Below are 24,659 nucleotides of genomic sequence, written 5' to 3' on the forward strand. Positions count from 1 at the left end.
TTTAATAGGGATAAATAATATCTTAATTCGTATAATTTTGTTACGATTTCACATTAGGACTTGTGCCAACCTCAATACAATTCTACTATTAGGGTATGGCATTAGTCATATCCATTTTCAATGGGAAGGGGAACACGAATGTTCAATATATTACTTCAGTCTCACTCAGGTTCATGGGCGATTCTTGTTTTGCTATTAGTGATTAGTTATTTTGCTCCTAAGCAGAAGATCTCGCTTATGGTTCAGCGATTATTTTACTTGATTATGCTCGGTACTGGAATTGGGATGCTCTTTATCCTTGGTTTTCCGCTGATCTATGTGCTTAAAGGAATCCTGGCGATTGTATTAATCGGGGTTATGGAAATGATCGTTGGGAGAAGAAAGCGTGCCGAATCAACAAAGATGCTTTGGATCGCGTGTATTGTTCTTATTTTAGTGATTATTTCAATCGGGTACAATTGGATTTAATGTGAAAAAGCGACAGCCAATTATATTGGCTGTCGCTTTTTTTAGTTATTGGCCAAGCCCCTCAATCGCTTCACCACTCAAAATGAACACAAACGACGTGTTCATTTTGAATGGTTCCAGCGCTTGTCGGGCCTAACCGGTCCCTTCCGCTTTTGTTATCATCCAGCTGCAGGGCCCAGCCTCTCGATCGCTTCACCATTTCAAATGAACACAAAGGGCGTGTTCTATTGAAATGCCTCCAGCGCTTGTCGAGGCTAACCGGTCCCTTCTGCTTTTGTTATTCCCAAGGTTTTTCTGTGGTTAGGAGGCCGGCTAGTTCTTTACTGGCCTGGCGGTGTTCTTTGCGTTTTTCTGCTCGGGCGGGAGCTGTTTCGTGTAGATTTTTTTCTTCTTCTGATTCAGGGATGACTTTTGGAACAGGTAGTGGTTTTTTCTTTTCATCCAATGCCACAAATGTAAGGAATGCTGTTGCTCCGATATGTCTTTCGCCTGATAGGAGATGCTCTGCTATCACTTTCACAAATACTTCCATAGATGACTTTCCGGTGAATGTCACGTATGCTTCGAGACAAACGGAATCGTCTGGTGTAATTGGGTGTAAGAAGTCAACAGAGTCAGTTGAGGCTGTTACAACTTCACTACGACAGTGGCGCATTGCTGCGATTGATGCAATATCATCAATGTCTCTCATCAGCTGGCCACCAAATAAAGTGTTATGATTGTTTGTTGCTTCTGGGAATACGTGACTTGTTTTGACAACACGTGATTCGCGAATGTATTTAGATTCCATATTCGTCTCTCCTTATTATGCTTTTCTTGTAGTCTATCTTTACTATGCCCTTGATCAAGAGTTGAAAAACCTATGTCTTACATGTACATGTAGAAGAGTTATCTAAAGTAGAGGTTATATAAATAGTCCCACTCATCTTCGTTCACGTCAAAGACCGTTTTTTGTGCATTTTTTGTAAAACTAAGTGAATCTTTTGTTAGTGTCGTTCGTCCTTCATTAGTCGCAATAGTGACTACTACACCGTTAGTAAAAGGTGAGTTCGGGTCTGATTGAACGAAAGAACTTAATGGCTCATAATCAGCCAACGTTCGGGCTTCAGTTGAGAAGCGGACTTGAGTCTGCCATTCTTCATATTCTGCTTTTTGCAGATCAAACTCATCTTCAGAGTGATGAACAATCCTGTAATGGTGATAACCATCGTAAACAACCTCTCCAGTTAGGGGAATAGGAGTTTGACTTGAATTTCCAAACCCTACATCTGTTAAGTATGTCGTTCCTTCAAGTTCAACAAGATTTGTTAGGTGTGTGTTTTTTTTACCCCAATTTTTTTCATTAATTGCTACTGTACCTGTAATCAAAATAGGGGAAAAGCCAATTTCGTTAAGAAGCCAATTGTATAGGGGGTTAAGTTCAAAACATAGCCCCCCTCGTTTTTGTGTGATTACCTTTTGATACATAGTCTCAAGGTTTAAATCGATCCATATGTTTTTTGAGGTATCGAGGTTTTCAAAAGGAATGTGATGTATATGATTTTTTTGAAGTAATTGAAGAGAGAGAAGGTCGGTTTGCTCACTTTCTGTACAGATGCGTAGTAAATACTCCTCTACGTTCATACTGAAACTCCTTTCTATCCTCTCTCTATTTTCATGCAGTCGTATGGATAACGCAACTGATCTACCTCGGCATTCATGAAGATGGCTTATATGGGAATATTAAAGAGAAAAGGGGTGTGAGGATGTGAACAGGTGGATTTGTATTATGATGTTGATCATACTTTTTCCAAGTCACGTGTATGCGGAGAATAATCGCGAGTTGGCCATTGTTATTGATGATTTTGGAAATGACATGGGTGGGACAGATGAAATGCTTCGATTACCTGTTACGCTAACAGTAGCCATTATGCCGTTTCTTGAAACGACTGAAAGAGATGCGGAGGAAGCGCATCGTTATGGACATGAAGTGATCGTTCATATTCCGATGGAACCGGTTAGAGGAAAGAGAAGCTGGCTAGGTCCAGGGGCAATTACAACTGATCTTCCTAATAAAGAAATTCGAAAGCGAGTAAACGAAGCGATTGAGGCTGTTCCTCATGCGGTAGGAATGAATCACCATATGGGTTCAAAAGCGACAGCTGATGAACGAGTGATGAGGATAGTTCTTGAAGTGTGTCGAGAAAAGGGACTCTATTATTTAGATAGCAAGACAACAGGGAAAAGTGTCATTCCTGAACTAGCAGAAGAAATAGGGGTACCTTATCTTGAGAATGAGCTTTTTTTTGATGATGTCTATACGATTCAACATATGAGCAGACAAGCTCAAGAGTTGGCGGAAAAACTGAAAGATGATGAGGCTCATATCGCAATTGGACATGTAGGAATCGCGGGGGAAAAGATGGTAGCTGTTTTAAATGAATTTATTCCAATGTACAAAAATGAAGCAACAATTGTACCTCTTTCGCAGATGATTCCAGGTTTTGAAATGATTGATGAAAGCATGCCTTAAATAGATCTTCCTCCTTCCTTGAATAAGTGTTAACATTGTTTTTATTAAGGTTAACATTTGAGGGGGAGAAAATGGAGAAATCAAATTTTCGAGTGATAATTTTATGTGGATTCTTTATTGGGGTCACATCTATTCTTGCACAAATGGAAATTCCTTTACCACTTGTTCCAATTAGTGGACAGACTTTAGCTGTCGGTTTAACGGCCACAATTCTTGGTAGTAAATACGGCGCCATTACGATGACAGGCTATACAATATTAGGGGGTATTGGTCTTCCGGTGTTTGCACAGGCAAAAGGTGGATTAGGAGTCTTATTAGGACCAACTGGTGGATATATTTTTGCATTCATTATTGCGGCATATGTTACTGGCCTTATCCTAGAGAAAACATCGTATACTATGGTGCATGCGATGTTGGCGAACACAGTGTCTATGATTATCATCCTATTAATCGGTACGATTCAATTAAAATTTGTTGTAGATCTAAACTGGCATGAAGCGATGGTCGCGGGGGTTTATCCTTTCTTATTCGTTGGTTTAATCAAAGCATTTCTTGCAAGTTGGATAGGTATTACTGTTCGCAAACGTCTGATTCAAGCAAGGCTCTTACAAAGCCCCGTGGGAACGATTCAAGCGTAAAGTGATCCATTGGCCCTGCCTGACACGTTAGCTAAGAAACAATACAACAAGTGAGGTGTCCATTATGAAGAACAGAATGGAGTGGGGCTTTCTGGGTGGTCGAGTAATACTCGGTTTCATTATGCTAGCTCATGGAATACAAAAATTAGGTGGAATAGGAAATACCATTGCGATGTTTGAAAAAATTGGTCAACCTGCCTGGTTAGCTTATGCTACAGCCATTATTGAAGCCGTTGGAGGAGCGTTTCTTATTGCGGGGATTTTCGTTATCCCATCTGCGATCCTCCTTGGATTAACGATGATTGGTGCTATTGTTCTTGCAAAGCTTCCTATGGGGCTAATAGGAGGCTACGAATTTCCACTTTCCCTTTTTGGATTATCACTTATACTAGCATTTACAGGTAGTAGGAAGCTGGCATTATCTGAAATTATTTCAAGTAAAAAAATAAAAAGATGAAACAGAACGGTATTTGAAGAGAAGGTTTTTCAGTAAATATTGTACAGCAATATAGCTCTAAATAGAGCTAAATACACGTTTGTTTAAAAATGAATAATAAGAAGAAGCGCCTTTCTATAGATAGGCGCTTCTGTTTGTGTCATATCCAGATCAAATTTAGAATATATCTCGGTTAGCGAGGCTCTTATGGAATATCATGTCCCATAGAACTTGTTAGAATTTCAAACCATTGATCGCGTGATAAGGAGTAAGAAAGAGCTTCAACAGCACTATCAATTCGCTCACGCTTTCCAGATCCAACGATTGGCATAATGTTTGCCGGATGGTTAAGTAGCCATGCATAAAGCACTTGATCGATTCCTTCAGCACCGATCTCAGAGGCAATCTTTTCTATCGTCTTGCGGAGACGAACTGCTTTATCTTCTTGCGATGTGAACACATCTCCTCCTGCAAGAGGAGACCATGCCATTGGTTTCATTCGCTTTTCCTGACAAAGATTTAGCGTGCCATCTTCGAAGTTCTCAAGATGATAGGCTGAAAGTTCCAGCTGATTTGTAATTAATGGTTGATCCACATAAGATTGTAGCATGTTAAGTTGATGACGTTTGAAATTAGAGACTCCAAAATGACGAACCTTTCCAGCTTGTTTTAATTCATAAAAAGCTTCGGCCACTTGTTCTGGATCCATAAAGGGGTCAGGTCGATGAATTAACAGGACATCGATATGCTCAATCCCAAGTGCTGTAAGGGACTGTTCAGCAGAAGCGATGATGTGATCTTTACTTGTATTATAATGATGAGATTGGTGGGAGGGACGATTAGGAGACTCGATTACAATCCCGCATTTTGTGACAATCTCTATTTGATCACGTAGAGATGGTTTGAGTGATAATGCTTTCCCGAAAAGTTCTTCACACTCATAACTTCCGTAAAGGTCAGCGTGATCGAACGTTGTAATGCCATGATCGAGATTATGCTCTATTAAAGAAAGTGTTTCTTCACTCGTTTGATTCCAGTCTGCAAGTCGCCAGAGACCATGGACGAGACGAGAGAATGATAAATCTTCTGTTAAATGAATACGCTGCATTATTAATCCTCCAAAATGGTTTTATATGTACTTTTCTTATCATAATGTAATGAAATCGTTTGCGCAACTTGTTGAACCTTTATTAGTGTGCAAATGTGCTCACCCTTAATGATAATGCTTCTCATTATCATTAAGGCGTGCTATAATGAAAAAAATAGTCAACGAAGAGGTGGGTAATATGGTTGAAACGTTACAAATCTCCATGTTTTTCTTAATACTAGTCTTTTCCTTTACAGCATTTGCACTTGTTCTTAGGGCAGAGGCTTTAAGAAGTGGTTATGTACGTAAAAAGAAAACGAGTGCTTTTGAATCAACACCACCAATTTCATTTAAGAAAAGTTATTGACTTTCTAATTGATAAAGATTATCATTATCAGTATAGAAGAAAAGAGACATGGTGTTCCCCGACACAAATTGTCATATATAGCTCAAACAAAGCCAAAGAAGTTCCCCCTTCTCCAATTGTTTAAATATCGTAGCTGCCAACGCCGGCAGCTATTTTTATTTGTCTCATTTAATAAATATACATAAATCCTTTTATACCAGTGATTTAGAAAGGGTTTTTATCCATATATTTTCATTTACAAAATTTAATAACGTGCTAAACTAATTTTTGGAAGTACACTTATAATGGGGGTTATACCAATGAAAAAGGTCTTTTTTGTTTTGAGTTTATCAATGCTTCTCGTCGTAGCAGCATGCGGTTCAAATACAAATAGTGCTAATGAAACTAGCGGAGAGGCAGAGCAGATGGACACGAAGAGTGTTCTACTTGATTTTCAATCTGAAATCGTTAGCGTTTTGAAAGAAAATAATGAAGACATTGCAGCATATGAGTCAGCTAAGTTTGCTTTAAGTGACAGTGAAACACCCGAAGAGGAAAAGCCTTCAACCGAAGAACTTAAAGAACTGAAAGGCAATGCTGTAGAAGCAAGCAAAGCCACTGTTGAAGGTATTGAAAACCTAAAAGTTCCATCTGAATTGAACGACTCGAAAGAAGAAATTGAAAGCGCGCTTGATGAACTAACGGAAGCCTATGAAATTCGCGCTGAGCAAGCTACTATTGATGATTCTTCAGTACAGGAGAAGGCATTAGAGCATTTTACGATGTTTGAAGATCAAATGGGTAAAGTCTTTGAAGATGCTGATTTAATTAAGCCAAGCTTTGCGAAAGAACTAGAATAGAGAGATTTAACCCTGCATATTAAATGCAGGGTTTTTTACATAGTATTTTTTTGTATGACGTATACGATTTCACGTATGATAAGCTAGGGTAGGTAACGATCTTAATAATCAAGAGACCTGTGTTCTAATTGAATGAAAAAGTGAACAGGTTAATTTCAAAAAGGAAGTGTCACTATGAACGAACGTTTATCGAAATTTACTAATTACCTTATTGAGCAGAATCAAGATTTTGCGTACATCCATTCTCCTTCTAACGTCTATTATTTGACTAACTTTCATTGTGAGCCTCATGAAAGGTTGCTTGGACTTTTTGTGGTGCCGAATCAGGAACCTTTTCTCGTCTGTCCTGGAATGGAAGTTTCACAGGCTAGAGATGCAGGGTGGAAATATGACATTATCGGCTATAGTGATTCAGAACAACCATTTGACTTCATTTATGAAGCACTGAAACAACGCGGCGTCCATAAGCCAACTAGTGCTTCGATTGAAAAAGGTATGCTTGTTTATGAGCGTGCTGAAGAACTGCAAACACGTTATCCTGAGCTGAGCTATCACTCTGCAGAACTTGGACTGAATCAATTGCGCCTAATTAAGGATGAGAAAGAAATTGAAGTATTACGTGAAGCAGCAGCGTTTGCTGATTTTGGTGTAGAAACTGGTGTTAAGGCTTTACGCGAAGGTGTTACTGAGATGGAAGTCCTTGCTACAATTGAATTTGAATTGAAGAAAAAAGGAATTCGTGAGATGTCATTTTCAACAATGGTCTTGTTTGGTGAGAAATCTGGACAACCACACGGTAATCCTGGAGAGCGGCAATTAAGAAAAGGAGATCTCGTCTTATTTGATCTCGGCGTTGTACTAAACGGATATTGCTCTGATATTACTAGAACAGTGGCTTTTGGTGAGGTTAACGATAAGCAAAAAGAAATTTATGAGACGGTACTAAGTGCACAAACGGAATCACTTAATATCTCAAAACCTGGGACACGACTAGGTGATATTGACCTTGCAGCAAGAAACATCATTTCTAAAGCAGGATATGGCGAACACTTTCCACATCGTATTGGACATGGTATTGGAATTGAAGTACATGAGTATCCTTCCATGAGCGAGAAGAATGACGACTTGCTTCAAGTAGGTATGACGTATACGATTGAGCCGGGTATCTATCTATCAGATGTTGGCGGCGTGCGTATAGAAGATGATGTTCTTGTAACAGAGACTGGTTATGAGACGTTAACAAAGTATCCGAAGGATCTACAAATTATTAAGTGAGATAAAGTCGGCTCTTCAAAGAGCCGGCTTAAAAAAGAGTTAAATGGATTGTCATCATTCTGTTTATTTCACGTCATCAATAGTAGTGTATAATAATAATATATTTTGGCTTGAAAGAAGAGAGGTACAGCTGTGAATACTGAGAAAAAAAGTGAGTATCTTTTATTTGGAGCGTGGGCTGCTTCAGTTCTTGCCCTTGCTGGAAGTTTGTATTTTTCTGAAGTTCTTAGATACGAACCTTGTGAACTATGTTGGTATCAAAGAATTCTTATGTATCCTCTAGTTATGATTCTAGGTATCGCTGTGGTTCGCAAAGACGCATCCCAACGATTTTATGTTCTCCCATTGTCGATCATTGGTGCAAGCGTTTCGCTGTACCATTATTTGCTACAAAAAACATCTTTTCTAGCAGAATCGGCACCATCATGTGGTAGGGTTCCTTGTACAGGTGAATATATTAATTACCTTGGATTTATTACGATACCGTTTCTAGCACTTATTGCATTTCTAACCATTACGATTCTAATGGTTGCCTTACATAAGCAAACAAAGAGGGAGGAAAACATATGAAGAAAGCTATTATCTTTCTTGGTATTGTCATCGTAATATTCGGAGCACTCGCTTTCGTTACAAACTATAGTAATAGTGAGAAGACAGAAGGGAATCCATACGGGAAGAGCTCTCTAAATCCAGCTACTATAGAACAACTCGACGATCCATTATATCAAAATCAAATTTTACCTGATGAGCTTGATGAAGCACTGTCTAATGAAGAAGATGCCTTCGTCTATTTCTATAGTCCAACTTGTATCCATTGTAAAAATACGTCCCCAGTCCTTGTACCACTTGCAGAAGATATGGAAATTGACTTGAAAAAATACAATGTTCTTGAGTTTGAACAAGGATGGAATGATTACAGAATTGAATCAACGCCAACTCTTGTACGATTTAAAGATGGTAAAGAAGTTGATCGTATTGTAGGTACGCAAACAGAAGACACTTTTAAACAGTGGATTGAAAAGAATGATTAACATACAAAAGCACCCTGTGAGGGTGCTTTTTGTATACAATAAAACATTGGAATGTTTACACGTCATTCAACCGGGAACTAGAGATGTGAGGATAAAACGAAAGGTGGAGAATCATGAGTCATATTAATGGAAAAGTAGTTATTATTACTGGAGCAAGCAGTGGAATCGGCGAAGCAACGGCGAAGAAACTTGCAGGAGACGGTGCAAAAGTTGTTCTTGCAGCTCGACGTGAGGACCGCCTTGAAGAATTAAAGAACGATATTACGAACAATGGCGGAGAAGCAATTATCCAAACAACAGATGTAACTTCAAGGGAACAAATGCAGGCTCTTGCCGATAAAACGATTGAGCATTATGGACAGATTAACGTCATGATCAATAACGCAGGATTGATGCCACTATCATTCATGAATAAGCTTAAGATTGATGAGTGGGATAAGATGGTTGATGTGAATATAAAAGGTGTCCTCTACGGTATTGCCGGAGTTCTTCCACATATGGAAGAAAGAAAATCTGGACATATAATTAATGTATCTTCTGTTGCCGGTCATGAAATTATGCCAGCTGGTGCAGTGTATTGTGGTACGAAATTTGCTGTGCGAGCGATTACAGAAGGACTGCGTAAGGAAATGTCTCCTTCAACAAATATTCGTGCAACGATCATATCACCAGGGGCTGTTGCAACAGAGTTAACGAACACAATTACAGATGAAGATGTTCAAGAGAAGTTGAATAATCGCGGACCAAATGGTCTTGATCCACTGGATCCAGAGGCGATTGCTGATGCCGTTTATTATGCTGTTGGTCAACCTGACAGTGTATCGATCAATGAAGTACTAGTGCGTCCAACATCCCAAGGATAATGAAAAACCGTTCTCCATATAGGAGAACGGTTTTTAACTTTCTAGACTGAGGTTCTAGAGCAACATTGTGGCGACCATCTTGGCCAATTGCGCACAGAGAACCGCTGCGTAGCTACCGACAACGTTACCTACAATTCCCATCAAAAGTCCAACAGGAGCAAGTGAGGGTTGGAAAACAGAGGCAACGATTGGTGCCGAGCTTGTCCCACCAATATTTCCTTGTGAACCTACGGCCACAAAGAAAAGAGGGGCACGTAATAAGCGCGCTGCGATGAAGATAACAAGAATATGAATACTGAGCCACACAATGCCCATTAGGACATATTGTGGTGAATCCACTACATAAGTAAGATCCGCTCTTGCCCCTATTGTAGCAAGCAAAAGATAAATGGCTGTATAGCCGACTTTACTAGCGCCATAACCCTCTAGCTTTTTAATAGGAGTGAATGAGAACAAAATACCGATGGCAGAAATAATCATGACTGTCCATGTTGTTGTAGATAGCACAGCTGATTGTGGAAGATTCTCGGAAATTTTCAATACGATATAAGAGACGCCAAAGCCAAGTCCAAGTAATCCTAGTAGCTGAGGTACTTGAATCGGGCGTTCATTCTTACGTTGAATATCATTCATTTCCTTATTCACACTTTGAATAACGGAATCGTCCGCTTTGTTCCATTTGTTAAACTTGTGCTGGAATCCTGCAAGAAAAATCATAATCCCCATCCAGCTATAGCCGACAACAGTGTCAACGACAATAATTGGGGAAAGAATTTCTTTAGGTGTGCCCACTGCTTCAATCATTGCAGCCATATTCGCTGAGCCGCCAATCCAACTTCCTGCGAGAGCAGCAACTCCTGTCCATGCGTCTGCAGGTAGCCAAGGTTGGAAGATGGCTAGCGCAATCGGTCCACCGATAATAACACCGATTGTTCCTGCTAGGAACATTAATAAGGCTTTTGGTCCTAATCTTAACGTAGCTGGGACGTTAGCTGATAATAATAACAGCAGGAGCCCAACTGGAAGAATATACGTAGAAACGAAGCCATATAAAGTCGACTCTTGCGGAATAATCGCAAATGTCGTTGATAGCATTGGGATAAAGTATGTCCAAATTAACGGTGGGGCATAATGAAATATCTTCTGCAGAACGTTGTTTTTTGATTCGCCAAGCATGAAGATTGCTCCAACTACAACCGTTAGATAGACAAATACAGCCATCGGATCCTCAATTAATGGATTAGCCTTTGACCAGGCTAGTGCAAATGTCATTATTTTTCACTCCTTGATGTTAGACTATAGTCGCAAATAGACATTATATCATCTAAGTGACATTCTTCGCTTTTAAAACTAATTAAAGAAAAATTGAAAACATTATAAAAATTCATAGCTTGTATTAATGAAGCATACATATTGTGTAGAGCGAGGATAAAGGAGTGAATTTCCATCGGTCTATTAAATGAATTTCGTCATTTCGCTATTAGAGGTAACGCGGCTGATATGGGAATTGGAATTGTACTAGGCGCAGCATTTAGTAATTTTATCGATTCGCTTGTTTCAGATATTATTCTTCCACCTGTAGGTTTACTATTAGCGAGAATTAATTTTTCCGATCTTTTTATTAGTTTAAATGGGCATTATTATCCGTCTCTCTCTGATGCAAAAGAAGCTGGGGCGGCGACAATCAATTATGGAGTTTTCCTTACAACGTCCATTCGCTTTTTAATCATTTTCTTTTCGGTGTTTCTTGTCGTTCGTCAGTTGAATAGATGGCGAAAACCAGGACAAGATCCTATTAATTCTATGACTAGAAAAGAATGCCAGTTTTGCTGTACGCCGATACCTTCGAAAGCAGTGATTTGTCCGAATTGCTCTACCTCTCTTCGTGAAGAACTAGAACCGTCTTCACTAAAGGTTCATGTTCGGAAAGGTTCAAGAACCTCATTTAAGCAATAGGGATGATATGTAAGGACTACAAGTGATTAACTTTTTCTTCTGATGGGAATATAAAGTGGTAACGACAGAAGGAAAGGTGAGGGGCCAAACATGATTGGTTGTTTGCTCATACATGGATTTACAGGGTCACCATTTGAAGTTGAACCTCTGGCAAATTATTTTAGACGTCAAACGGATTGGATTGTAGTATCACCGACGCTTCCGGGACACGGGGAAAAGGATTCACTTAGAGGGATTACTTTTCAACAATGGATAGATACAGCTGAGGAGCATTTAAAGCAGTTGTTAGAACGTTGCGATACGATTTATCTCATTGGATTTTCAATGGGTGGCGTTCTGGCTGGCTATTTAGCAACGAAGTATCAAGTTGATAAATTAGTGTTATTAAGTGCAGCTATACAATATATTCATCCTTTGCAGATGGTGAAGGATATAAGAGAAATGATGACCGATCTCTACAGAGGAAAGCTTCTTCAAAATGAATTGTTTATTCGCTATAGCAAAAAGGTGAAGACAACGCCACTCCTTGCTTCATTAGAATTTCGAAAGCTTGTCCAACACCTCAAGCCATCCTTTGAACATGTCTCTATTCCAACGATCATCCTACAGGGAAAGCTTGATGGAATGGTACCTTATAAAACCGCTGATACGATTTATCAATTGATTCGTTCGGATGAGAAACAGGTTAGATTGATGGAGAATTCAAAGCATTTGATCTGCCACGGAGAGGATCGGGATGATGTTATTCATACGGTGTACCGTTTCCTTATAAACTAGCGGGATGATTGATTATAATACAAAGAGCTTGTTTTTAACTATAAAGAACAGCTTCATACTTGCTAGCTCCTTCTTAGGGTCTCGGTGAAAAGGAGAAAAAGAGATGCGAAATCCACTACTTACTCCAATAATGATTGAAAAATACGCTAAACGACTTGTAGTCCGATTGAAACAACCATCGTTATCTGGGATTGTTTTGACAGGAAGCTTTGCTAGAGGGGAAGCTGGTCCGTATTCCGATCTGGATATCTGGTGTTTTTATAAGGAACTCCCAAGTAAGTCTCCATGTCTCCCTGAACTAACGGGTATTTCACTTGATCTAAGAGAAGTTAGTCTACAGGAATTTAGCGAAATGGCTGATGGGTCAAGAGAGTATGTGGCTCCTTGTTTTGAGCAATTAAACGTATATGGAGACACACCATTTGTTCTTCCTTCAAGAACTAAAATCAAGCGTGGTCTTGTGAGCCTGCTACAGTCCATTGATACTCGCTTGCAACAATGTATGCCGCCAATCAACCACTACGAATTATTAAATGACATCATGTACGCCCTTCGCATCGAACAGTTTATCAAGACTTCACAATACCCCCTTACCCTATCTGAACTATACGCCATACAATTTGAAGAGAGCGATCGCTTCCTAGTAGAGTGTTATTCTTCATTTTTATTTGGAGAGCGACACAAAAGTGAGGATGAAATTCATAGCGGGATTCATCTATTTATGGAGAAGAGATTGGAATAGGAAGGATTTTGAAATCATCTCGAGAAACAAATGATAGAGGTATTGAAAGAAAGGATTCTATACTTAGATGAAAGGGTCGGGTGGATGAAGTGGCGACGTTTGATGATTTTATGAAACTTGATATTCGTGTTGGGGAAATTATTGAAGTGAATGATTTTAAAAAGGCTAGAAAACCGGCTTATCAATTAAAGGTAGATCTGGGGGAGGAAATTGGTATAAAGAAGTCCAGTGCACAAATTAAGGACCTGTATAATCAGGATGATTTAATCGGTAAACAGGTGATGGCGGTGGTGAATTTCCCCCCAAGGCAAATTGCAGATTATATGTCTGAAGTGCTTGTATTAGGCGTATATGGAGATGAAGGAGTCGTGCTAATACAGCCTGATCAAAAAGTGAAAAAAGGCGATAAATTAGGGTGAAGAGTGCATTTAAGCATTCTTTTTTTCTTGTCTATTTACGTATTTTCCCTATATAATGGTTTAATGCCTAAAAAATGTAAAAACGAGGTGAGGGAGTGAAGCAAGAAGAAGCGGTTCGAGTGATATCTAACAGTCTGGAGCAAGATCCTCTTGTAAAAGCGATTTTTCTTAAAGGATCTATGGGACGAAACGAACATGATGAAAATTCGGATGTTGATCTTTATTGTCTTGTAGAAGAGAACGATGTGGAATTGTTTCTTAAGAATCGAAAGCATCATTTAGAAGCATATGCTAATCTTCTCTTTTATGATGAAATTTTTATTATTGCTCCACAGATCATCGCTGTGTTCGATAATATGCTCCATCTTGATTTATTTACAGTGACAGCGGAATCGTTGATAGAGAAAGATTATTGCAAAGTGATTTATGATCCCAACAATCGGTTGAGTCATTTTAATGAGCAGTTAACCTTATCGAGGCAGGAGTTTATCAATCACGTGGATGATACAGCTTTTTTCTTATTTCAATACGAGAAGTCCAGAAGAAGAGGAAACGATATTTGGTCTGTTCATATGTTAAATCAAGTTATGCTTCATTATTCAAGAGTGATATTGCACCGTTATCACCCGGATCGAGCCCAGCTTGGTTTAAAAGCATTGAATGGAACACTAGGGGAGAAAGAGGTTGAGAAGTCGAAAGAAATTTTTCAGTTTATGACGATTGAAGAGCATGAGATGTCTGCTAAGTTTATTCGAAACTGGTTGAAGGAAGAGGAAGATTGGATCATAGAGCAGTTAGAAGGTACGGTTTATAGTGTGCCTTTTCTTAAACGTATGATTTGGAATTGATATAGAATGAAAAGAAGAGGCGCTCTCTGGCGTCTCTTCTTTTCGTTTTGGGACCTAGCTAGTTAATCGATATGGTTTCGGGTTCAAACGCGATTTTAGCACCTTCATAAATGGCGCGTTTCGCATCTAGCTCACCAGCAAGACGTGCGCCACCGATAATGGCGATTTCAACACCTTTTTGTGAAAGTAATTCGTATTCACGGGGTATATTCGATTCTTGTCCAGCTGCGAGAATGATGGTGTCGGCTTTGAGAAATTCTTTCTCATCTGTCTCTGTATTTATGATCGTAAGACCATCCTTTGTCATTTCTTTATATGAGAGATTCGTTCGAAATTTCACACCATTTTGTTTTAAATCCTGCAACATCGCCCACTTAGTTGTTTTGCCAAGGCCTTCACCCATTTTTCCATTACGTCTTAGAAGGAGAATATTATTAATTCCTTTTTCGATTAAGAAATGAGACACATCACATCCGATGCCGCCGGCGCCAATGATAATCACATTTTTGCCCACAGCTACATTACCAGAAAGAACGTCTGGATAAGCTATGGCATGTTCTATACCAGGAATAACCGGTTGCCTTGGTGTCACACCAGTTGCTACCACAATGAGATCTGGTGAGTGATTTAAAAGCTCTTGTTCCGTTGGTTTATGATTTAAATAAATCTCAACACCTAATCGGTTGAGTTCCGTTGTATAGTAGCGAATGGTTTCGTCAAATTCTTTCTTGATTGGAATTTTTCTAGCAAGATTAAATTGCCCACCAATCGCAGAGCTTGCTTCATAAAGTGTCACATTATGACCTAATTCAGCATGAGCTCTTGCAGCTTCCATGCCAGCGACGCCTCCTCCGAGCACTACAACTGTTTTTATCTTTGCAGCTTTCTTAATGGTCCACTTGTGCTCTCTCCCAGCCCTGGGGTTAACAAGACAAGAGACGGCTTTGCCTTCGAAGGCATGATCAAGACATGCCTGGTTACAAGCGATGCATGTATTGATCTGATCAAGTGACTGTTCCTTCGCCTTCACTAATAGATGAGGATCGGCAAGAAAAGGTCTAGCCATTGAGACCATATCGAGTTTCTGAAGTAACTCTTCAGCTAGAACCGGGTCATTAATTCGATTACTTCCAATCACCGGGATAGTCACCGCTTCTTTAACTTGTAGAGCGGGTTCGATAAAACCAGCACGAGGCACCATCATTGAAATCGTTGGGACTGTTGATTCGTGCCAACCGATTCCGATGTTTAGAATATCAGCACCATGGGCCTCTAATTTTGTAGCTAGTTGAACGGTTTCTTCTGGTGTTGAGGAGTTGGGTACTAAATCGAGTCCAGACATACGAAAAATCACCGGATAATCCTCTCCGACTGCTTTTCGAACTGCTTTAAGGACTTCGATTGCAAAACGGGTGCGATTCTCAAAGTTTCCGCCCCATTTATCTGCTCGCTTATTTGTTCTTGGTGATAGGAATTGATTGATTAAATATCCTTCAGAGCCCATGATTTCTACTGCGTCAAATCCAACTTCTTTCGCTTTCCTACCGGCTTCTGCATAGGATTCAAGTAAATTAAGAATATCAAGTTCATTTAGTTCCTTGGGAGTCTCTCTGTGTATGGGCGATTTGATAGGAGATGGAGCGACAGACGGAATTCCGTTCATCTCAGAGTAAGCATATCGTCCAGCATGAAAAAGCTGTGCCGCAATACGCCCATTTGCTGTATGCACGCTGCTTGTTAATCGTTTCATGACTCGAAGATCATCGTCTCGATAGAATCCTAGAAAATGGTGTCCACCATCGCCTTCAGGTGAAACAGATATCCCTCCTGTAACAATGAGACCTGGACCGTTCTCTCCTGACCGTTCAGTATAAAACGAAATGAGAGCATCCTCTTGATCTTTATTTCCTTCCATTCCAAGGTGCATGGATCCCATCATTACTCTGTTCGGCAGGGTTAATCTCCTTAATTGAATTGGTTTAAATAATTTTTCCCATTTCATAACTGCTCACCACACTTCTTTGTTTTGAACACATTTCGATGAATGGTCATTCATTTCCTGTAAAGAAAGCGCTTTTTTATTTTAAATTTTTATTTTATTCAAGGATATGGTAATGAATATTATTGATTTTTGGCTCATTTGAGTAATCAACAATATGAACAAACATAGATTTATCCAAAAAAAAAGAGCGCAAAATGCGCTCCCTAAATGGTTATTAATTTTTCTTGAATGCGACTAGAAGGCCACCTTCGCCAGCATAAGTGCCAATAAGCGGCCCCATCGTCGAAAGAATCACATTTTTGAATTTATAGCGTTCTTGAATTTGCTCGATTAATGCCTTTGCTTTATCCTCACAATTACTATGAGCTACAGCAATGACTTTATCCTCAAAATTATGTCCATACTCGCCAATTTTTTGAATGAATTGGCGTACTGCTCGCTTGTTTCCGCGGATTTTATCAAGGACTTCAAGTGAACCATCGTCATCACTTGCCTTCATAAGTAATTTAATATTCAAGGCTGAAGCAATCGTTCCTCTTACACGATCGAGGCGTCCCCCCTTGATAACGTTCTCAAGGGTGTCTAATAAAAACATTGTTAGCGTATCTTCAGTGTATTCATATGCTTGTTCAACGATGGATTCAAAGGTTTCGCCGTCACGTGCCATTTCTGCAACATGATAAACAATGATCCCAAGACCTGATGAGGCTGTTTTTGAATTGATGACTTCGATTTTCCTGTCAGGATGTTCCTCATGAAACATTTTCTTTGCAAGTACAGCGTTGTCATAAGTAGTGCTTAATGATCCGGACAGCGCTATAACAAGAATATCGTCCTCAGGACTTGCTTCTTCAAATTTTGTAAGAAAGTCCTGTGGTGCTGGGGCAGAGGACTTAGGAAGCTCTTTCGATTTTTTAAGTTTTTGGTAGAACGTTTGCGTATCAAGATCTACTCCAGCTTTGTATTCTTCTTCACCAAAGAGAAGGTTGAGTGGAACGACCGTTACGTTCAATTCATTTAGCAGTTCTTCAGGGAAGTCGACGCTGCTGTCAGTAATGATTCGAGTTGCCATACAATTACCCCTTTTTTGTTATTACCCGCATCCAGGTATTATGTCTATTGTACCACGCTTCAACGCCTAATCGAACGTAAGTTGTGGCTAATGAATTAAGAATGGAATGGAGAGCCTAATAGAAAGATGTTTGGAGGTGAGAATGGGATGACAATTATTCGGCTAGGGTATGTCGCAATGAGTACAGAACTGAATAACGGCTCTCCGTCTCAGACGATGACATATGCTCAATTTCAAAAAATCCAAGATAGAGAAGCGGCTATTCGGAAGCTTGAGCGGATTGCTATTTCAAATCTTGAGAACTGCCTACGTCTTCTTAAGCACAACAAAGGGAACGAGATTCATTTTTTTCGCTTTAGCTCAAGGCTAATCCCGCTTGCCAATCATGAAGCCCTTGAAGGGTGGGATTATCTTTCTCCACTAAAGAAACCGTTGAAACAGTTAGGTGATTTTGCAATTAGAGAAAAAATGAGGGTGGACTTTCACCCGGATCATTTTGTCTTACTTAATTCACCTAAGAAAGAAATTTTACAAGCATCGATTCAAATGCTTTCTTTGCACGTACGTCTTCTTGAAGAAATGGGACTTCCTTCAACACATCGGTGTGTCCTTCATGTAGGAGGAGCCTATGATGATAAGGAGAAGTCACTTGAACGGTTTATCCATAATTGGATGTATACCCCGCAGAAAATACAACAAACCATTATTTTAGAGAATGATGATACAACGTTTACGCTCCTAGATACTCTTTATTTATGTGAGAAGTTAAACGTGCCGCTCGTTTTTGATTATCATCATCATCTGGCGTGTCATGAAACAAAAGATTGGGCGAAAGAATGGGGGAGAGTGGTTAATACTTGGAGAGACTCTTCACTACCTGTTAAGATGCATATTTCTTCTCCTAAGAGTGAAAAGGAATTTCGAAGTCATGCTGATTATGTAGATGTTGATTGGTTCTTTTCTTTTCTGAATGAAGTCAAAGGAAGCACAGACCAAATTGATTGTATGATTGAAGCCAAACAAAAAGATGCAGCGCTCTTTCAACTGATGGATGGAATTAGACAAAGAAGTGATGTTGAACTTATTGATCAATCTACGTTCAAACTAAAGTAAAACCGGGCGCTCCTGGCCCGGTTTTATTCTGTGATTTTTTTGCTTTTTTGTTTAGTGGAAGGCTTTGTTTGGTTGGCATGTTCAACAGATTGAGACAGCTCTTTTTTCATGCTGCGTTTTTTTTCCTGAGGCAAACGTCATCCCTCCTTTATTAGATGTTAGCTTGCCCATTCTCAGATGTTTTATTAGGCCGTCTTGTTTTTTTGAGAGAATGAAGTTCAATAAGAAATGAGGGGATTTTTATTGAAAAGTAGCAAAAGTTAGTTTTGTATATAGGAAAGCACGCTCCTGTAACAAGCTGTTTTATATGCGTTATGTTGCGTATGGTCACCCGTCATCATCCATTGAATCATATACCCATCTATCATTGCCCTAATTGTTCTCCCTGCCTCTTCGTTATCAATCGTGCGAAAGGCGCCCTCTTTCTTCCCTTGCTCGAGGATCACTTTAGAGATGGATGAACAATTTTGATAAAAGCGTTCATTTATTTCTCTGTACCGTTTGTTTCTGGTTGCCTGCGCAAGAAAATCTAAATATACACGATAGAATTTCTCATTTTCTTTAGGACCTACAAACACTGTATTTAAATATGCCATAAGCATGTTTGTTGAAGTTGTTTCTTTTTCAACAGCCAGTTTCTCTTTTTCATATATTCGATCTGTAATTTGAGCGAGCAGATGAGCAAGTACGTCCTCTTTGTTGTGGAAATAATAATTTGGGACGCCTTTACTTACATCTGCATAATCAGCTATGTCTTGAAGTGTAACTGCCTCATAGCCTTTATCAGAGACGGCTTGATAGGCTGCTTTAATAATCTGCTGCCGCTTTAACTCAGCTTTACGTTTCATCTTATTCCTCTCCTTACAGTGATCATTATACACAAACCATATGTGCGATTAAAGAATTCAGATTAATTGACCGGTCAGAATAATTTCTGTTAAGATGAGTCCGAAAGAAAGTTGAAGGAGGGATCCTAGATGGATCAATTTAAAGCTCTAGTTGTTGATAAGATTGATGAGGATACAAAAGTATCGATAAAGAATTTAACGAAAAACGATCTCCCTGAAGGAGATGTGTTAGTTAAAGTTCATTATTCTAGCGTGAACTATAAAGATGGGTTAGCTACTCATCCAAAGGGAAATATTGTTAAGAAATACCCCCACATCCCTGGTATAGATCTTGCAGGTGTTGTTGAGGAATCGGATCATCCAGATTGGAAGGAAGGAGATCGGGTCATTGTTACTAGCTACGAGTTAGGCGTGTCACACTCCGGCGGGTTTAGCGAGTATGCAAGGGTGAAATCAGATTGGATCGTCCCACTTCCTGACGGATTGTCTTTTAAAGAGGCAATGGTATACGGAACAGCAGGATTTACGGCAGCTCTTTCCGTGTACCAACTTGAACAAGCGGGTGTGACGCCTGAAAAAGGACCAGTTCTTGTGACAGGTGCAACGGGTGGCGTAGGAAGTATGGCTGTAGCTATTTTAGCTAAAAAAGGGTATGAAGTGGCAGCAAGTACAGGGAAAGAATCAGAATATGATTACTTGAAGCAACTTGGTGCGACACATACAATCGGTCGAGAAGAAGTAGCCCCTGAAGGATTTAAGCCGATTGGCAAACAGAAGTGGGCAGGCGCAGTCGATCCCGTTGGAGGAGAAACGCTTGCTGCTGTTTTAAGTAATACAATGTACGGTGGCGCTGTTGCCGTAAGTGGTCTTACTGCAGGCGCTAAAGTTCCTACAACTGTTTTTCCGTTTATTTTAAGAGGAGTTAATTTACTCGGGATTGACTCTGTCTATTGTCCAATGGAAAAGCGGAAGGAAATTTGGAAGAAAGCCGCTGACGAATATAAACCGTCTGAGCACCTTGAAGCGATTCAAAATGAAGTGACACTTGATGAACTACCTGATGTCTTGAGTTCAATTCTAAGTGGCAAAGTACGTGGAAGAACAATCGTTGCATTCTAAATAAGAGAGCGATGTTAGGTGGTACCTTCGCCTTTCAGCTAACAAGAAAGAAGGGAGAGCAATGCTCTCCCTTCTTTCTTGTTTATTTCTTCTAGTTAAGGTTTTACTCTACAAATCGTTAAGCCATCGCACAAAGGTAATAGAATGGACTCCACTCTATCATCAGTCGCTATTTGTTTATTAAATGATCGCATAGCTTCCACATTCTCACTATGGATATCTTCATCGAAAACTCTATCACCTTGAAGGGTATTATCAGCTACGATGACTGCTCCAGGAGTTGCTAATTTTAGTGCCATACTAAAATAGTTAGGGTAGTTCACTTTATCAGCATCAATAAAGAAGAAATCGTATTGTTGGCCGGCGCTATGGAGAGATTCCATATTTTGAAGAGCTGGTCCTATAACGTATTTCACTTTATCGCCAAGTCCCGCTCTAGTGAGGTTGTCTTTAGCAACATTGGCGTAGGTTTCTTCTAACTCCAGAGATGTGAGGGAGCCTTCTTTCTCAAGAGCACCTGCGAGCATGATGCCACTATAACCGCCAAGGGCACCGATTTCCATTACGTTTCGAGGTTTTGCAATACTGACGAGTAGTGCTAGGAAGCGTCCTACTTCAGGTTTAATTGAGATTGCGGGCATACCATTTCTACGAATGCTTTCATTGACTGATTGAAGTGCTGTGTCTTCATTTCCGAATAGATTGCGAATATACTCATCATGGTTGCGTGCCAAGTGAATCTCATCCTTCCTGAAATTAGTGGATTCGTAATCATTGTTATGCAGAAGAGAAAGGGTGTCAAGGTAAAAGTCGTCCTCCTACTACTGTTTATACACTAGTAGTAAAGAGAGCGTGCTCCTGTTAAATGGAGAGAACGAGGAATAAAGTCCTAGTCGATTCTACAATACTTGGGAAAGTAGGAAACAATTCGCTTTATTAATCCGACGAAAGTTATTGTTATTTCCCAATACCCCCTTGACGAATTGTTTGTTAAACTAGTACTAACAGCAAGGATCGGTTATAAATATCTATCCTTTTTCCTACTTGCCTAAACGGAAGAAGGCAGCTGATTATGAAGGGAGAGTTTGGAATGCCGTTAGAGCAAGGGAACAAAGCACTCAAATCCGGTGAAAATGCCCATCACAATACTAAAACATCAGAGCGGGTCAATGTACCCAAGCTACCAATTGCAAGTGAAGAAGGCTTTTCTAATGTTGTAAGGGATTCAAACCAGAATTATTGGTTTACCAAGCAACTTTCATCTAACCATGTCGAGGTTTATGTCTTTGTTCACAACCTTGCTCAATTGAGAACATTTCAAGTAAACGGGAAGCCAAGTTTCTATGAATACCCTGAGTCAATTTGCATTGCTTGTGAAGGGGAAGAATGGAATGGATGGATTTATGAGTTCTCAAAGGAAGACCCGCGTATCACACACCAGTGGCACGTGAATGGCATTTTCTGTGATCTAAAAAGAAAAGGAAATCAGCTTATTGTTTCTTCCTACCATGTTGAGGGAAATGAAGCTCTTTTAACAACATTCAGTGACAAAGGAAAAAAAGTGATCCCGCTAGAAGCTGGATATTCTCCAGTTAATATGATGATCGCAGAAGAAGGTATATATGTTGCTGCGCTATCGATCTCCGCTTCTTATCAAGATCAGATTCTTCTTCTAAATGATTCGTATGAGATAAAAAACTCCTTTAAGCTCGACTTTTCTCCACGAACGATTCACTCCTGGAACGGGAGCTTAATTGTTCATGGCATCAATGGGCGAACAGGGAAAAGTGATCAGCTCGTTTATATATGCTCCAAAACAGGGCATCAAGAAAAATTCCCTATCCCAAGTAGTGAGCTTGTTCAATGTTCAGATCAACATTTAACTTTCTACAACGCTGACTCAAAAATACTATCAATATGGGATCATGAACAAAAGGAAATCATTAGTATGAGAGAATCCGAGCGCCCTTATGTATCAAAACATTTTTAATTCTGCCATGCTCATAAACGTTATTAGTTTTTTGGGCATTTACCCTTTATGAGAACTTTTCTCTCGAAATGAGCCAAAAATCGAGAAATCAACATAATGAATTAATATAGTTATAATTTCAGAAAAAACTTGAGCTGAATGTTGCTCAAGTTTTTTGTTTTGAGAGATTATGATGAAATGAAAAGGTGAATGAAGATGGAACAAAGAATACAGTTAGGACTAGTTATAGAGGATAAGAATGAGAATAGAAGATTTAATAAACATGATATACTAATTTAAAGAAAATAGAGGATACGAGGTAGAAAGGGGGAAAAAGAATGCGACTGGAACCTTCAAAACAAATTGATCCACAAGGATTGAAAGTTTGGCAAATTACTGGTGGACTAGTTTCTTTACTAGCCATTGCCCTCCTATGTGGCCTGTTTGTTATTCATTTAATGATAGTACCTATTCCTTTATGGATATTGGTGATAAGCTGCATACTCGCTTTGCTCTTTTTCTTTTTACAAACCTGGATTTTACCGAGATTACGATGGTCAAAATGGAGGTATGAAGTTACAGAACATGAAATTGAGCTTAAATATGGCGTTATTATAGTGAAGCGAACGTTGATTCCAATGGTTCGAGTTCAACACGTTGATACAAGACAGGGGCCGCTTTTAAGAGCTTATCGTCTATCATCTGTGACTATTTCTACTGCAGCAACGACTCACGAGATTCCAGCTCTATCAAATGACATAGCAGATGAGCTAAGAGACCGTATCTCCGTGCTTGCAAGGGTGGCGGAAGAAGATGTCTAATAAGAAACGTCTTCATCCAGTTGCTATGTTATTATCCCTTTTAAGATATGCAAGAGAAGCGGCGCTCCCTCTTATTTTCTTCGTTTTTGTTGGGGGCGGAAGCGGCTATGAATGGTGGCACGTGATAGCAATAGGGGCACTTCTACTGTTTACGATCGGAAATGGTGTTCTTGGTTGGTTTTTTTATACATATCAGGTCGAAAACAATGAGCTTCGAATTCATCAAGGGTTTATATTTCGAAAGAAAAGATTCATTCCACGTGAGAGAATTCAATCCATTGATTTTTCTGAAGGTCTTATCCAACGTTTGTTCAGTCTTGTGAAAGTTCAAATTGAAACCGCTGGTGGTGGTGGCGAACCTGAAGTGGTTATGTCCGCTCTAAGACGTGAAGACGCAGAGTTATTAAGAAGTGAACTTTATGATAAAAGAAAACCAATATTAGATGAAGAAGTGGAAGAACTAGAAAGTCCAAAGACATACGAATATAAGCTCTCATGGCGAGAGTTACTTATAGCAGCATCCACATCGGGCGGGATTGGCGTAGTGCTCTCTTTCGTCGCAGCCTTTGCTTCCCAAGTGGATGATCTTCTTCCTGATGCATTTTATAAGAGCATAACAGAGCGAGTGATGGAGGCCACCCTTCCATATGTATTACTTGGTGTTGCCTTTTTATTATTAGTCTCCTGGATCTTTTCTGTTTTGGGGACTGTTTTGAAGTATGGAGGGTTCATTCTCACTCGAATGGAGAATGATTTAATCATTAATAGAGGGATTTTAGAGAAGAGACAGTTAACGATTCCTGTGCATCGTATCCAGGCCATACGCATTGTAGAGGGTGTTCTTCGCCAACCGTTCGGCTACTCTGTGCTTTATGTGGAGAGCGGCGGTGGCGGTGGAAAAGATGAACAGTTTTCAACGATTTTATTTCCACTCATAAAGCGTAAGAAAGTTACCGAGGTGCTTGCAGAAATTCTACCTGAATTAGCGATACATGAAGAGTATACTTCCTTGCCTGTTCGTGCTAGGAGAAGGTATTTTTTTCGATTCTGTATCCCCGTTCTACTACCAATAGGTGTCATTAGTTACTTTGTTCCATATGGCGCTATGTCGATATTGTTGCTACCGATCTCTGCTCTAATTGGTTATCTTCATTATCGAGATGCGGCTTCTGGTGTGAAAAATGACGTGGCGCTGTTACAATTTAGGCAAATTGGAAGAACGAGAGTCTATGTTTCTCGTAAGAAGATTCAATCGCTGGAAATCGAGACAACTTTCTTCCAAAAGCGTCGACAATTAGCTACCTTTAAAGTATCGATTTTATCAAGTTTTGCTGGAAAACAGTTTAGAGTGAAAGACCTCGGTCGTTCTCATGCAGAAGAACTGTTGTATTGGTATTCCTATCGTTCAAATAAAAGGAAGGATCATGAAGAGTGAATTTCTTGTAGCAGAATGTCAG

The 24,659-nt window shown here is 39.7% G+C and carries 28 protein-coding genes; 20 read left to right on the plus strand and 8 right to left on the minus strand.

What is annotated here, in order from left to right:
• Positions 1-138 precede the first annotated feature (138 nt).
• Positions 139-468, plus strand: a complete 330-nt coding sequence (locus Q4550_RS20790) for a DUF1516 family protein (RefSeq protein WP_303535712.1) — start codon at positions 139-141, stop codon at positions 466-468.
• Positions 469-745: 277 nt separating this feature from the next.
• Here the strand turns inward: Q4550_RS20790 and Q4550_RS20795 are convergent, their stop codons facing one another.
• On the minus strand, positions 746-1,258 hold the full coding sequence (locus Q4550_RS20795) for an acyl-CoA thioesterase (protein WP_226616780.1): 513 nt from the start codon (positions 1,256-1,258) through the stop codon (positions 746-748).
• Between the two features lie 98 nt (positions 1,259-1,356).
• The gene (locus Q4550_RS20800) at positions 1,357-2,091 is read right to left on the minus strand and encodes an arylamine N-acetyltransferase family protein (protein ID WP_303535714.1); all 735 of its coding nucleotides are present in this window, start codon (positions 2,089-2,091) and stop codon (positions 1,357-1,359) included.
• Between the two features lie 145 nt (positions 2,092-2,236).
• Between Q4550_RS20800 and Q4550_RS20805 the strand changes: the two genes are divergently transcribed.
• The 3 genes from Q4550_RS20805 (at position 2,237) to Q4550_RS20815 (ending at position 4,075) form a co-directional block, all read left to right on the plus strand.
• Complete coding sequence (locus Q4550_RS20805; protein WP_303535808.1) at positions 2,237-2,980, plus strand: divergent polysaccharide deacetylase family protein; 744 nt, start codon at positions 2,237-2,239, stop codon at positions 2,978-2,980.
• 71 nt (positions 2,981-3,051) lie between these two features.
• On the plus strand, positions 3,052-3,618 hold the full coding sequence (locus tag Q4550_RS20810; RefSeq protein WP_303535716.1) for a biotin transporter BioY: 567 nt from the start codon (positions 3,052-3,054) through the stop codon (positions 3,616-3,618).
• Between the two features lie 64 nt (positions 3,619-3,682).
• Positions 3,683-4,075 (plus strand): DoxX family protein, encoded by a 393-nt coding sequence (locus Q4550_RS20815; RefSeq protein ID WP_303535719.1) that lies wholly within the window; start codon positions 3,683-3,685, stop codon positions 4,073-4,075.
• A 184-nt stretch (positions 4,076-4,259) separates the two neighbouring features.
• On the opposite strand, the gene Q4550_RS20820 is transcribed toward Q4550_RS20815, so the two are convergent.
• The gene (locus Q4550_RS20820; protein ID WP_303535721.1) at positions 4,260-5,162 is read right to left on the minus strand and encodes an aldo/keto reductase; all 903 of its coding nucleotides are present in this window, start codon (positions 5,160-5,162) and stop codon (positions 4,260-4,262) included.
• A gap of 145 nt (positions 5,163-5,307) precedes the next feature.
• Here Q4550_RS20820 and Q4550_RS20825 point away from each other — a divergent pair, with 145 nt between their 5' ends.
• The 6 genes from Q4550_RS20825 (at position 5,308) to Q4550_RS20850 (ending at position 9,516) form a co-directional block, all read left to right on the plus strand.
• Positions 5,308-5,508 (plus strand): hypothetical protein, encoded by a 201-nt coding sequence (locus Q4550_RS20825; protein ID WP_303535723.1) that lies wholly within the window; start codon positions 5,308-5,310, stop codon positions 5,506-5,508.
• A 299-nt stretch (positions 5,509-5,807) separates the two neighbouring features.
• Entirely contained in the window at positions 5,808-6,347 is a 540-nt protein-coding gene (locus Q4550_RS20830) for a hypothetical protein (protein WP_303535724.1), read from the plus strand.
• Positions 6,348-6,521: 174 nt separating this feature from the next.
• A complete protein-coding gene (locus Q4550_RS20835) occupies positions 6,522-7,622 on the plus strand; it encodes a M24 family metallopeptidase (RefSeq protein WP_303535726.1) in 1,101 nt (366 codons plus the stop codon).
• A 132-nt stretch (positions 7,623-7,754) separates the two neighbouring features.
• A complete protein-coding gene (locus tag Q4550_RS20840) occupies positions 7,755-8,192 on the plus strand; it encodes a disulfide oxidoreductase (protein ID WP_303535728.1) in 438 nt (145 codons plus the stop codon).
• Positions 8,189-8,653 carry a thioredoxin family protein gene (locus Q4550_RS20845; protein WP_303535730.1) on the plus strand — a complete coding sequence of 155 codons (465 nt, stop codon included), beginning with the start codon at positions 8,189-8,191 and terminating at the stop codon, positions 8,651-8,653. Before Q4550_RS20840 ends, Q4550_RS20845 begins: the two co-directional genes overlap by 4 nt.
• Positions 8,654-8,766: 113 nt before the next feature.
• Positions 8,767-9,516 (plus strand): SDR family oxidoreductase, encoded by a 750-nt coding sequence (locus Q4550_RS20850; RefSeq protein ID WP_303535733.1) that lies wholly within the window; start codon positions 8,767-8,769, stop codon positions 9,514-9,516.
• Between the two features lie 54 nt (positions 9,517-9,570).
• On the opposite strand, the gene Q4550_RS20855 is transcribed toward Q4550_RS20850, so the two are convergent.
• Positions 9,571-10,788, minus strand: coding sequence for a DUF819 family protein (locus Q4550_RS20855; protein WP_194222516.1), 1,218 nt, complete (start codon positions 10,786-10,788; stop codon positions 9,571-9,573).
• A gap of 174 nt (positions 10,789-10,962) precedes the next feature.
• On the opposite strand from Q4550_RS20855, the gene mscL reads away from it, so the two are divergent.
• The 5 genes from mscL (at position 10,963) to Q4550_RS20880 (ending at position 14,258) form a co-directional block, all read left to right on the plus strand.
• Entirely contained in the window at positions 10,963-11,472 is a 510-nt protein-coding gene (mscL, locus tag Q4550_RS20860) for a large conductance mechanosensitive channel protein MscL (RefSeq protein ID WP_303535810.1), read from the plus strand.
• Between the two features lie 90 nt (positions 11,473-11,562).
• A complete protein-coding gene (locus tag Q4550_RS20865; protein WP_303535736.1) occupies positions 11,563-12,249 on the plus strand; it encodes an alpha/beta hydrolase in 687 nt (228 codons plus the stop codon).
• A 103-nt stretch (positions 12,250-12,352) separates the two neighbouring features.
• On the plus strand, positions 12,353-12,991 hold the full coding sequence (locus Q4550_RS20870; protein ID WP_303535738.1) for a nucleotidyltransferase domain-containing protein: 639 nt from the start codon (positions 12,353-12,355) through the stop codon (positions 12,989-12,991).
• 89 nt (positions 12,992-13,080) lie between these two features.
• Positions 13,081-13,410 (plus strand): tRNA-binding protein, encoded by a 330-nt coding sequence (locus tag Q4550_RS20875; protein WP_194222513.1) that lies wholly within the window; start codon positions 13,081-13,083, stop codon positions 13,408-13,410.
• 95 nt (positions 13,411-13,505) lie between these two features.
• Positions 13,506-14,258 carry a nucleotidyltransferase domain-containing protein gene (locus Q4550_RS20880; protein WP_303535740.1) on the plus strand — a complete coding sequence of 251 codons (753 nt, stop codon included), beginning with the start codon at positions 13,506-13,508 and terminating at the stop codon, positions 14,256-14,258.
• 58 nt (positions 14,259-14,316) lie between these two features.
• On the opposite strand, the gene Q4550_RS20885 is transcribed toward Q4550_RS20880, so the two are convergent.
• Both Q4550_RS20885 and Q4550_RS20890 read right to left on the minus strand, forming a co-directional pair.
• Positions 14,317-16,260 carry an oxidoreductase gene (locus tag Q4550_RS20885; RefSeq protein ID WP_303535742.1) on the minus strand — a complete coding sequence of 648 codons (1,944 nt, stop codon included), beginning with the start codon at positions 16,258-16,260 and terminating at the stop codon, positions 14,317-14,319.
• Between the two features lie 214 nt (positions 16,261-16,474).
• Complete coding sequence (locus Q4550_RS20890) at positions 16,475-17,332, minus strand: DegV family protein (RefSeq protein ID WP_303535744.1); 858 nt, start codon at positions 17,330-17,332, stop codon at positions 16,475-16,477.
• A gap of 147 nt (positions 17,333-17,479) precedes the next feature.
• Between Q4550_RS20890 and uvsE the strand changes: the two genes are divergently transcribed.
• Positions 17,480-18,445, plus strand: a complete 966-nt coding sequence (gene uvsE / locus Q4550_RS20895) for a UV DNA damage repair endonuclease UvsE (protein WP_303535746.1) — start codon at positions 17,480-17,482, stop codon at positions 18,443-18,445.
• Positions 18,446-18,705: 260 nt separating this feature from the next.
• Here uvsE and Q4550_RS20900 read toward each other — a convergent pair whose 3' ends face one another.
• Complete coding sequence (locus Q4550_RS20900; protein WP_303535750.1) at positions 18,706-19,293, minus strand: TetR/AcrR family transcriptional regulator; 588 nt, start codon at positions 19,291-19,293, stop codon at positions 18,706-18,708.
• 129 nt (positions 19,294-19,422) lie between these two features.
• On the opposite strand from Q4550_RS20900, the gene Q4550_RS20905 reads away from it, so the two are divergent.
• The gene (locus Q4550_RS20905) at positions 19,423-20,412 is read left to right on the plus strand and encodes an NADPH:quinone oxidoreductase family protein (RefSeq protein ID WP_303535752.1); all 990 of its coding nucleotides are present in this window, start codon (positions 19,423-19,425) and stop codon (positions 20,410-20,412) included.
• A gap of 95 nt (positions 20,413-20,507) precedes the next feature.
• On the opposite strand, the gene Q4550_RS20910 is transcribed toward Q4550_RS20905, so the two are convergent.
• On the minus strand, positions 20,508-21,146 hold the full coding sequence (locus Q4550_RS20910) for an O-methyltransferase (protein WP_303535754.1): 639 nt from the start codon (positions 21,144-21,146) through the stop codon (positions 20,508-20,510).
• 356 nt (positions 21,147-21,502) lie between these two features.
• On the opposite strand from Q4550_RS20910, the gene Q4550_RS20915 reads away from it, so the two are divergent.
• The 3 genes from Q4550_RS20915 (at position 21,503) to Q4550_RS20925 (ending at position 24,637) form a co-directional block, all read left to right on the plus strand.
• Positions 21,503-22,402 carry a hypothetical protein gene (locus Q4550_RS20915; RefSeq protein WP_303535756.1) on the plus strand — a complete coding sequence of 300 codons (900 nt, stop codon included), beginning with the start codon at positions 21,503-21,505 and terminating at the stop codon, positions 22,400-22,402.
• Between the two features lie 317 nt (positions 22,403-22,719).
• Entirely contained in the window at positions 22,720-23,202 is a 483-nt protein-coding gene (locus Q4550_RS20920) for a PH domain-containing protein (protein ID WP_303535758.1), read from the plus strand.
• Entirely contained in the window at positions 23,195-24,637 is a 1,443-nt protein-coding gene (locus Q4550_RS20925) for a PH domain-containing protein (protein WP_303535762.1), read from the plus strand. The genes Q4550_RS20920 and Q4550_RS20925 overlap by 8 nt, the downstream gene beginning before the upstream one ends.
• The last annotated feature ends 22 nt before the right edge of the window (positions 24,638-24,659 follow it).

The organism is Anaerobacillus sp. 1_MG-2023, from assembly GCF_030547345.1.
In the GTDB taxonomy this organism is placed as follows: Bacteria; Bacillota; Bacilli; order Bacillales; family Guptibacillaceae; genus Guptibacillus; species Guptibacillus hwajinpoensis_B.

What these genes read in the sequence shown, in the direction of transcription:
- Q4550_RS20925 (WP_303535762.1), top strand. Translation starts at nt 23,195, where the DNA reads ATGTCTAATAAGAAACGTCTTCATCCAGTTGCTATGTTATTATCCCTT.
- Q4550_RS20800 (WP_303535714.1), bottom strand. Translation starts at nt 2,091, where the DNA reads ATGAACGTAGAGGAGTATTTACTACGCATCTGTACAGAAAGTGAGCAA.
- Q4550_RS20835 (WP_303535726.1), top strand. Translation starts at nt 6,522, where the DNA reads ATGAACGAACGTTTATCGAAATTTACTAATTACCTTATTGAGCAGAAT.
- Q4550_RS20885 (WP_303535742.1), bottom strand. Translation starts at nt 16,260, where the DNA reads ATGAAATGGGAAAAATTATTTAAACCAATTCAATTAAGGAGATTAACC.
- Q4550_RS20905 (WP_303535752.1), top strand. Translation starts at nt 19,423, where the DNA reads ATGGATCAATTTAAAGCTCTAGTTGTTGATAAGATTGATGAGGATACA.
- Q4550_RS20850 (WP_303535733.1), top strand. Translation starts at nt 8,767, where the DNA reads ATGAGTCATATTAATGGAAAAGTAGTTATTATTACTGGAGCAAGCAGT.
- Q4550_RS20900 (WP_303535750.1), bottom strand. Translation starts at nt 19,293, where the DNA reads ATGAAACGTAAAGCTGAGTTAAAGCGGCAGCAGATTATTAAAGCAGCC.
- Q4550_RS20865 (WP_303535736.1), top strand. Translation starts at nt 11,563, where the DNA reads ATGATTGGTTGTTTGCTCATACATGGATTTACAGGGTCACCATTTGAA.
- Q4550_RS20810 (WP_303535716.1), top strand. Translation starts at nt 3,052, where the DNA reads ATGGAGAAATCAAATTTTCGAGTGATAATTTTATGTGGATTCTTTATT.
- Q4550_RS20825 (WP_303535723.1), top strand. Translation starts at nt 5,308, where the DNA reads ATGAAAAAAATAGTCAACGAAGAGGTGGGTAATATGGTTGAAACGTTA.
- Q4550_RS20815 (WP_303535719.1), top strand. Translation starts at nt 3,683, where the DNA reads ATGAAGAACAGAATGGAGTGGGGCTTTCTGGGTGGTCGAGTAATACTC.
- Q4550_RS20830 (WP_303535724.1), top strand. Translation starts at nt 5,808, where the DNA reads ATGAAAAAGGTCTTTTTTGTTTTGAGTTTATCAATGCTTCTCGTCGTA.
- Q4550_RS20790 (WP_303535712.1), top strand. Translation starts at nt 139, where the DNA reads ATGTTCAATATATTACTTCAGTCTCACTCAGGTTCATGGGCGATTCTT.
- Q4550_RS20820 (WP_303535721.1), bottom strand. Translation starts at nt 5,162, where the DNA reads ATGCAGCGTATTCATTTAACAGAAGATTTATCATTCTCTCGTCTCGTC.
- Q4550_RS20795 (WP_226616780.1), bottom strand. Translation starts at nt 1,258, where the DNA reads ATGGAATCTAAATACATTCGCGAATCACGTGTTGTCAAAACAAGTCAC.
- uvsE (WP_303535746.1), top strand. Translation starts at nt 17,480, where the DNA reads ATGACAATTATTCGGCTAGGGTATGTCGCAATGAGTACAGAACTGAAT.
- Q4550_RS20890 (WP_303535744.1), bottom strand. Translation starts at nt 17,332, where the DNA reads ATGGCAACTCGAATCATTACTGACAGCAGCGTCGACTTCCCTGAAGAA.
- Q4550_RS20870 (WP_303535738.1), top strand. Translation starts at nt 12,353, where the DNA reads ATGCGAAATCCACTACTTACTCCAATAATGATTGAAAAATACGCTAAA.
- Q4550_RS20805 (WP_303535808.1), top strand. Translation starts at nt 2,237, where the DNA reads ATGATGTTGATCATACTTTTTCCAAGTCACGTGTATGCGGAGAATAAT.
- Q4550_RS20920 (WP_303535758.1), top strand. Translation starts at nt 22,720, where the DNA reads ATGCGACTGGAACCTTCAAAACAAATTGATCCACAAGGATTGAAAGTT.
- Q4550_RS20845 (WP_303535730.1), top strand. Translation starts at nt 8,189, where the DNA reads ATGAAGAAAGCTATTATCTTTCTTGGTATTGTCATCGTAATATTCGGA.
- Q4550_RS20915 (WP_303535756.1), top strand. Translation starts at nt 21,503, where the DNA reads ATGCCGTTAGAGCAAGGGAACAAAGCACTCAAATCCGGTGAAAATGCC.
- Q4550_RS20855 (WP_194222516.1), bottom strand. Translation starts at nt 10,788, where the DNA reads ATGACATTTGCACTAGCCTGGTCAAAGGCTAATCCATTAATTGAGGAT.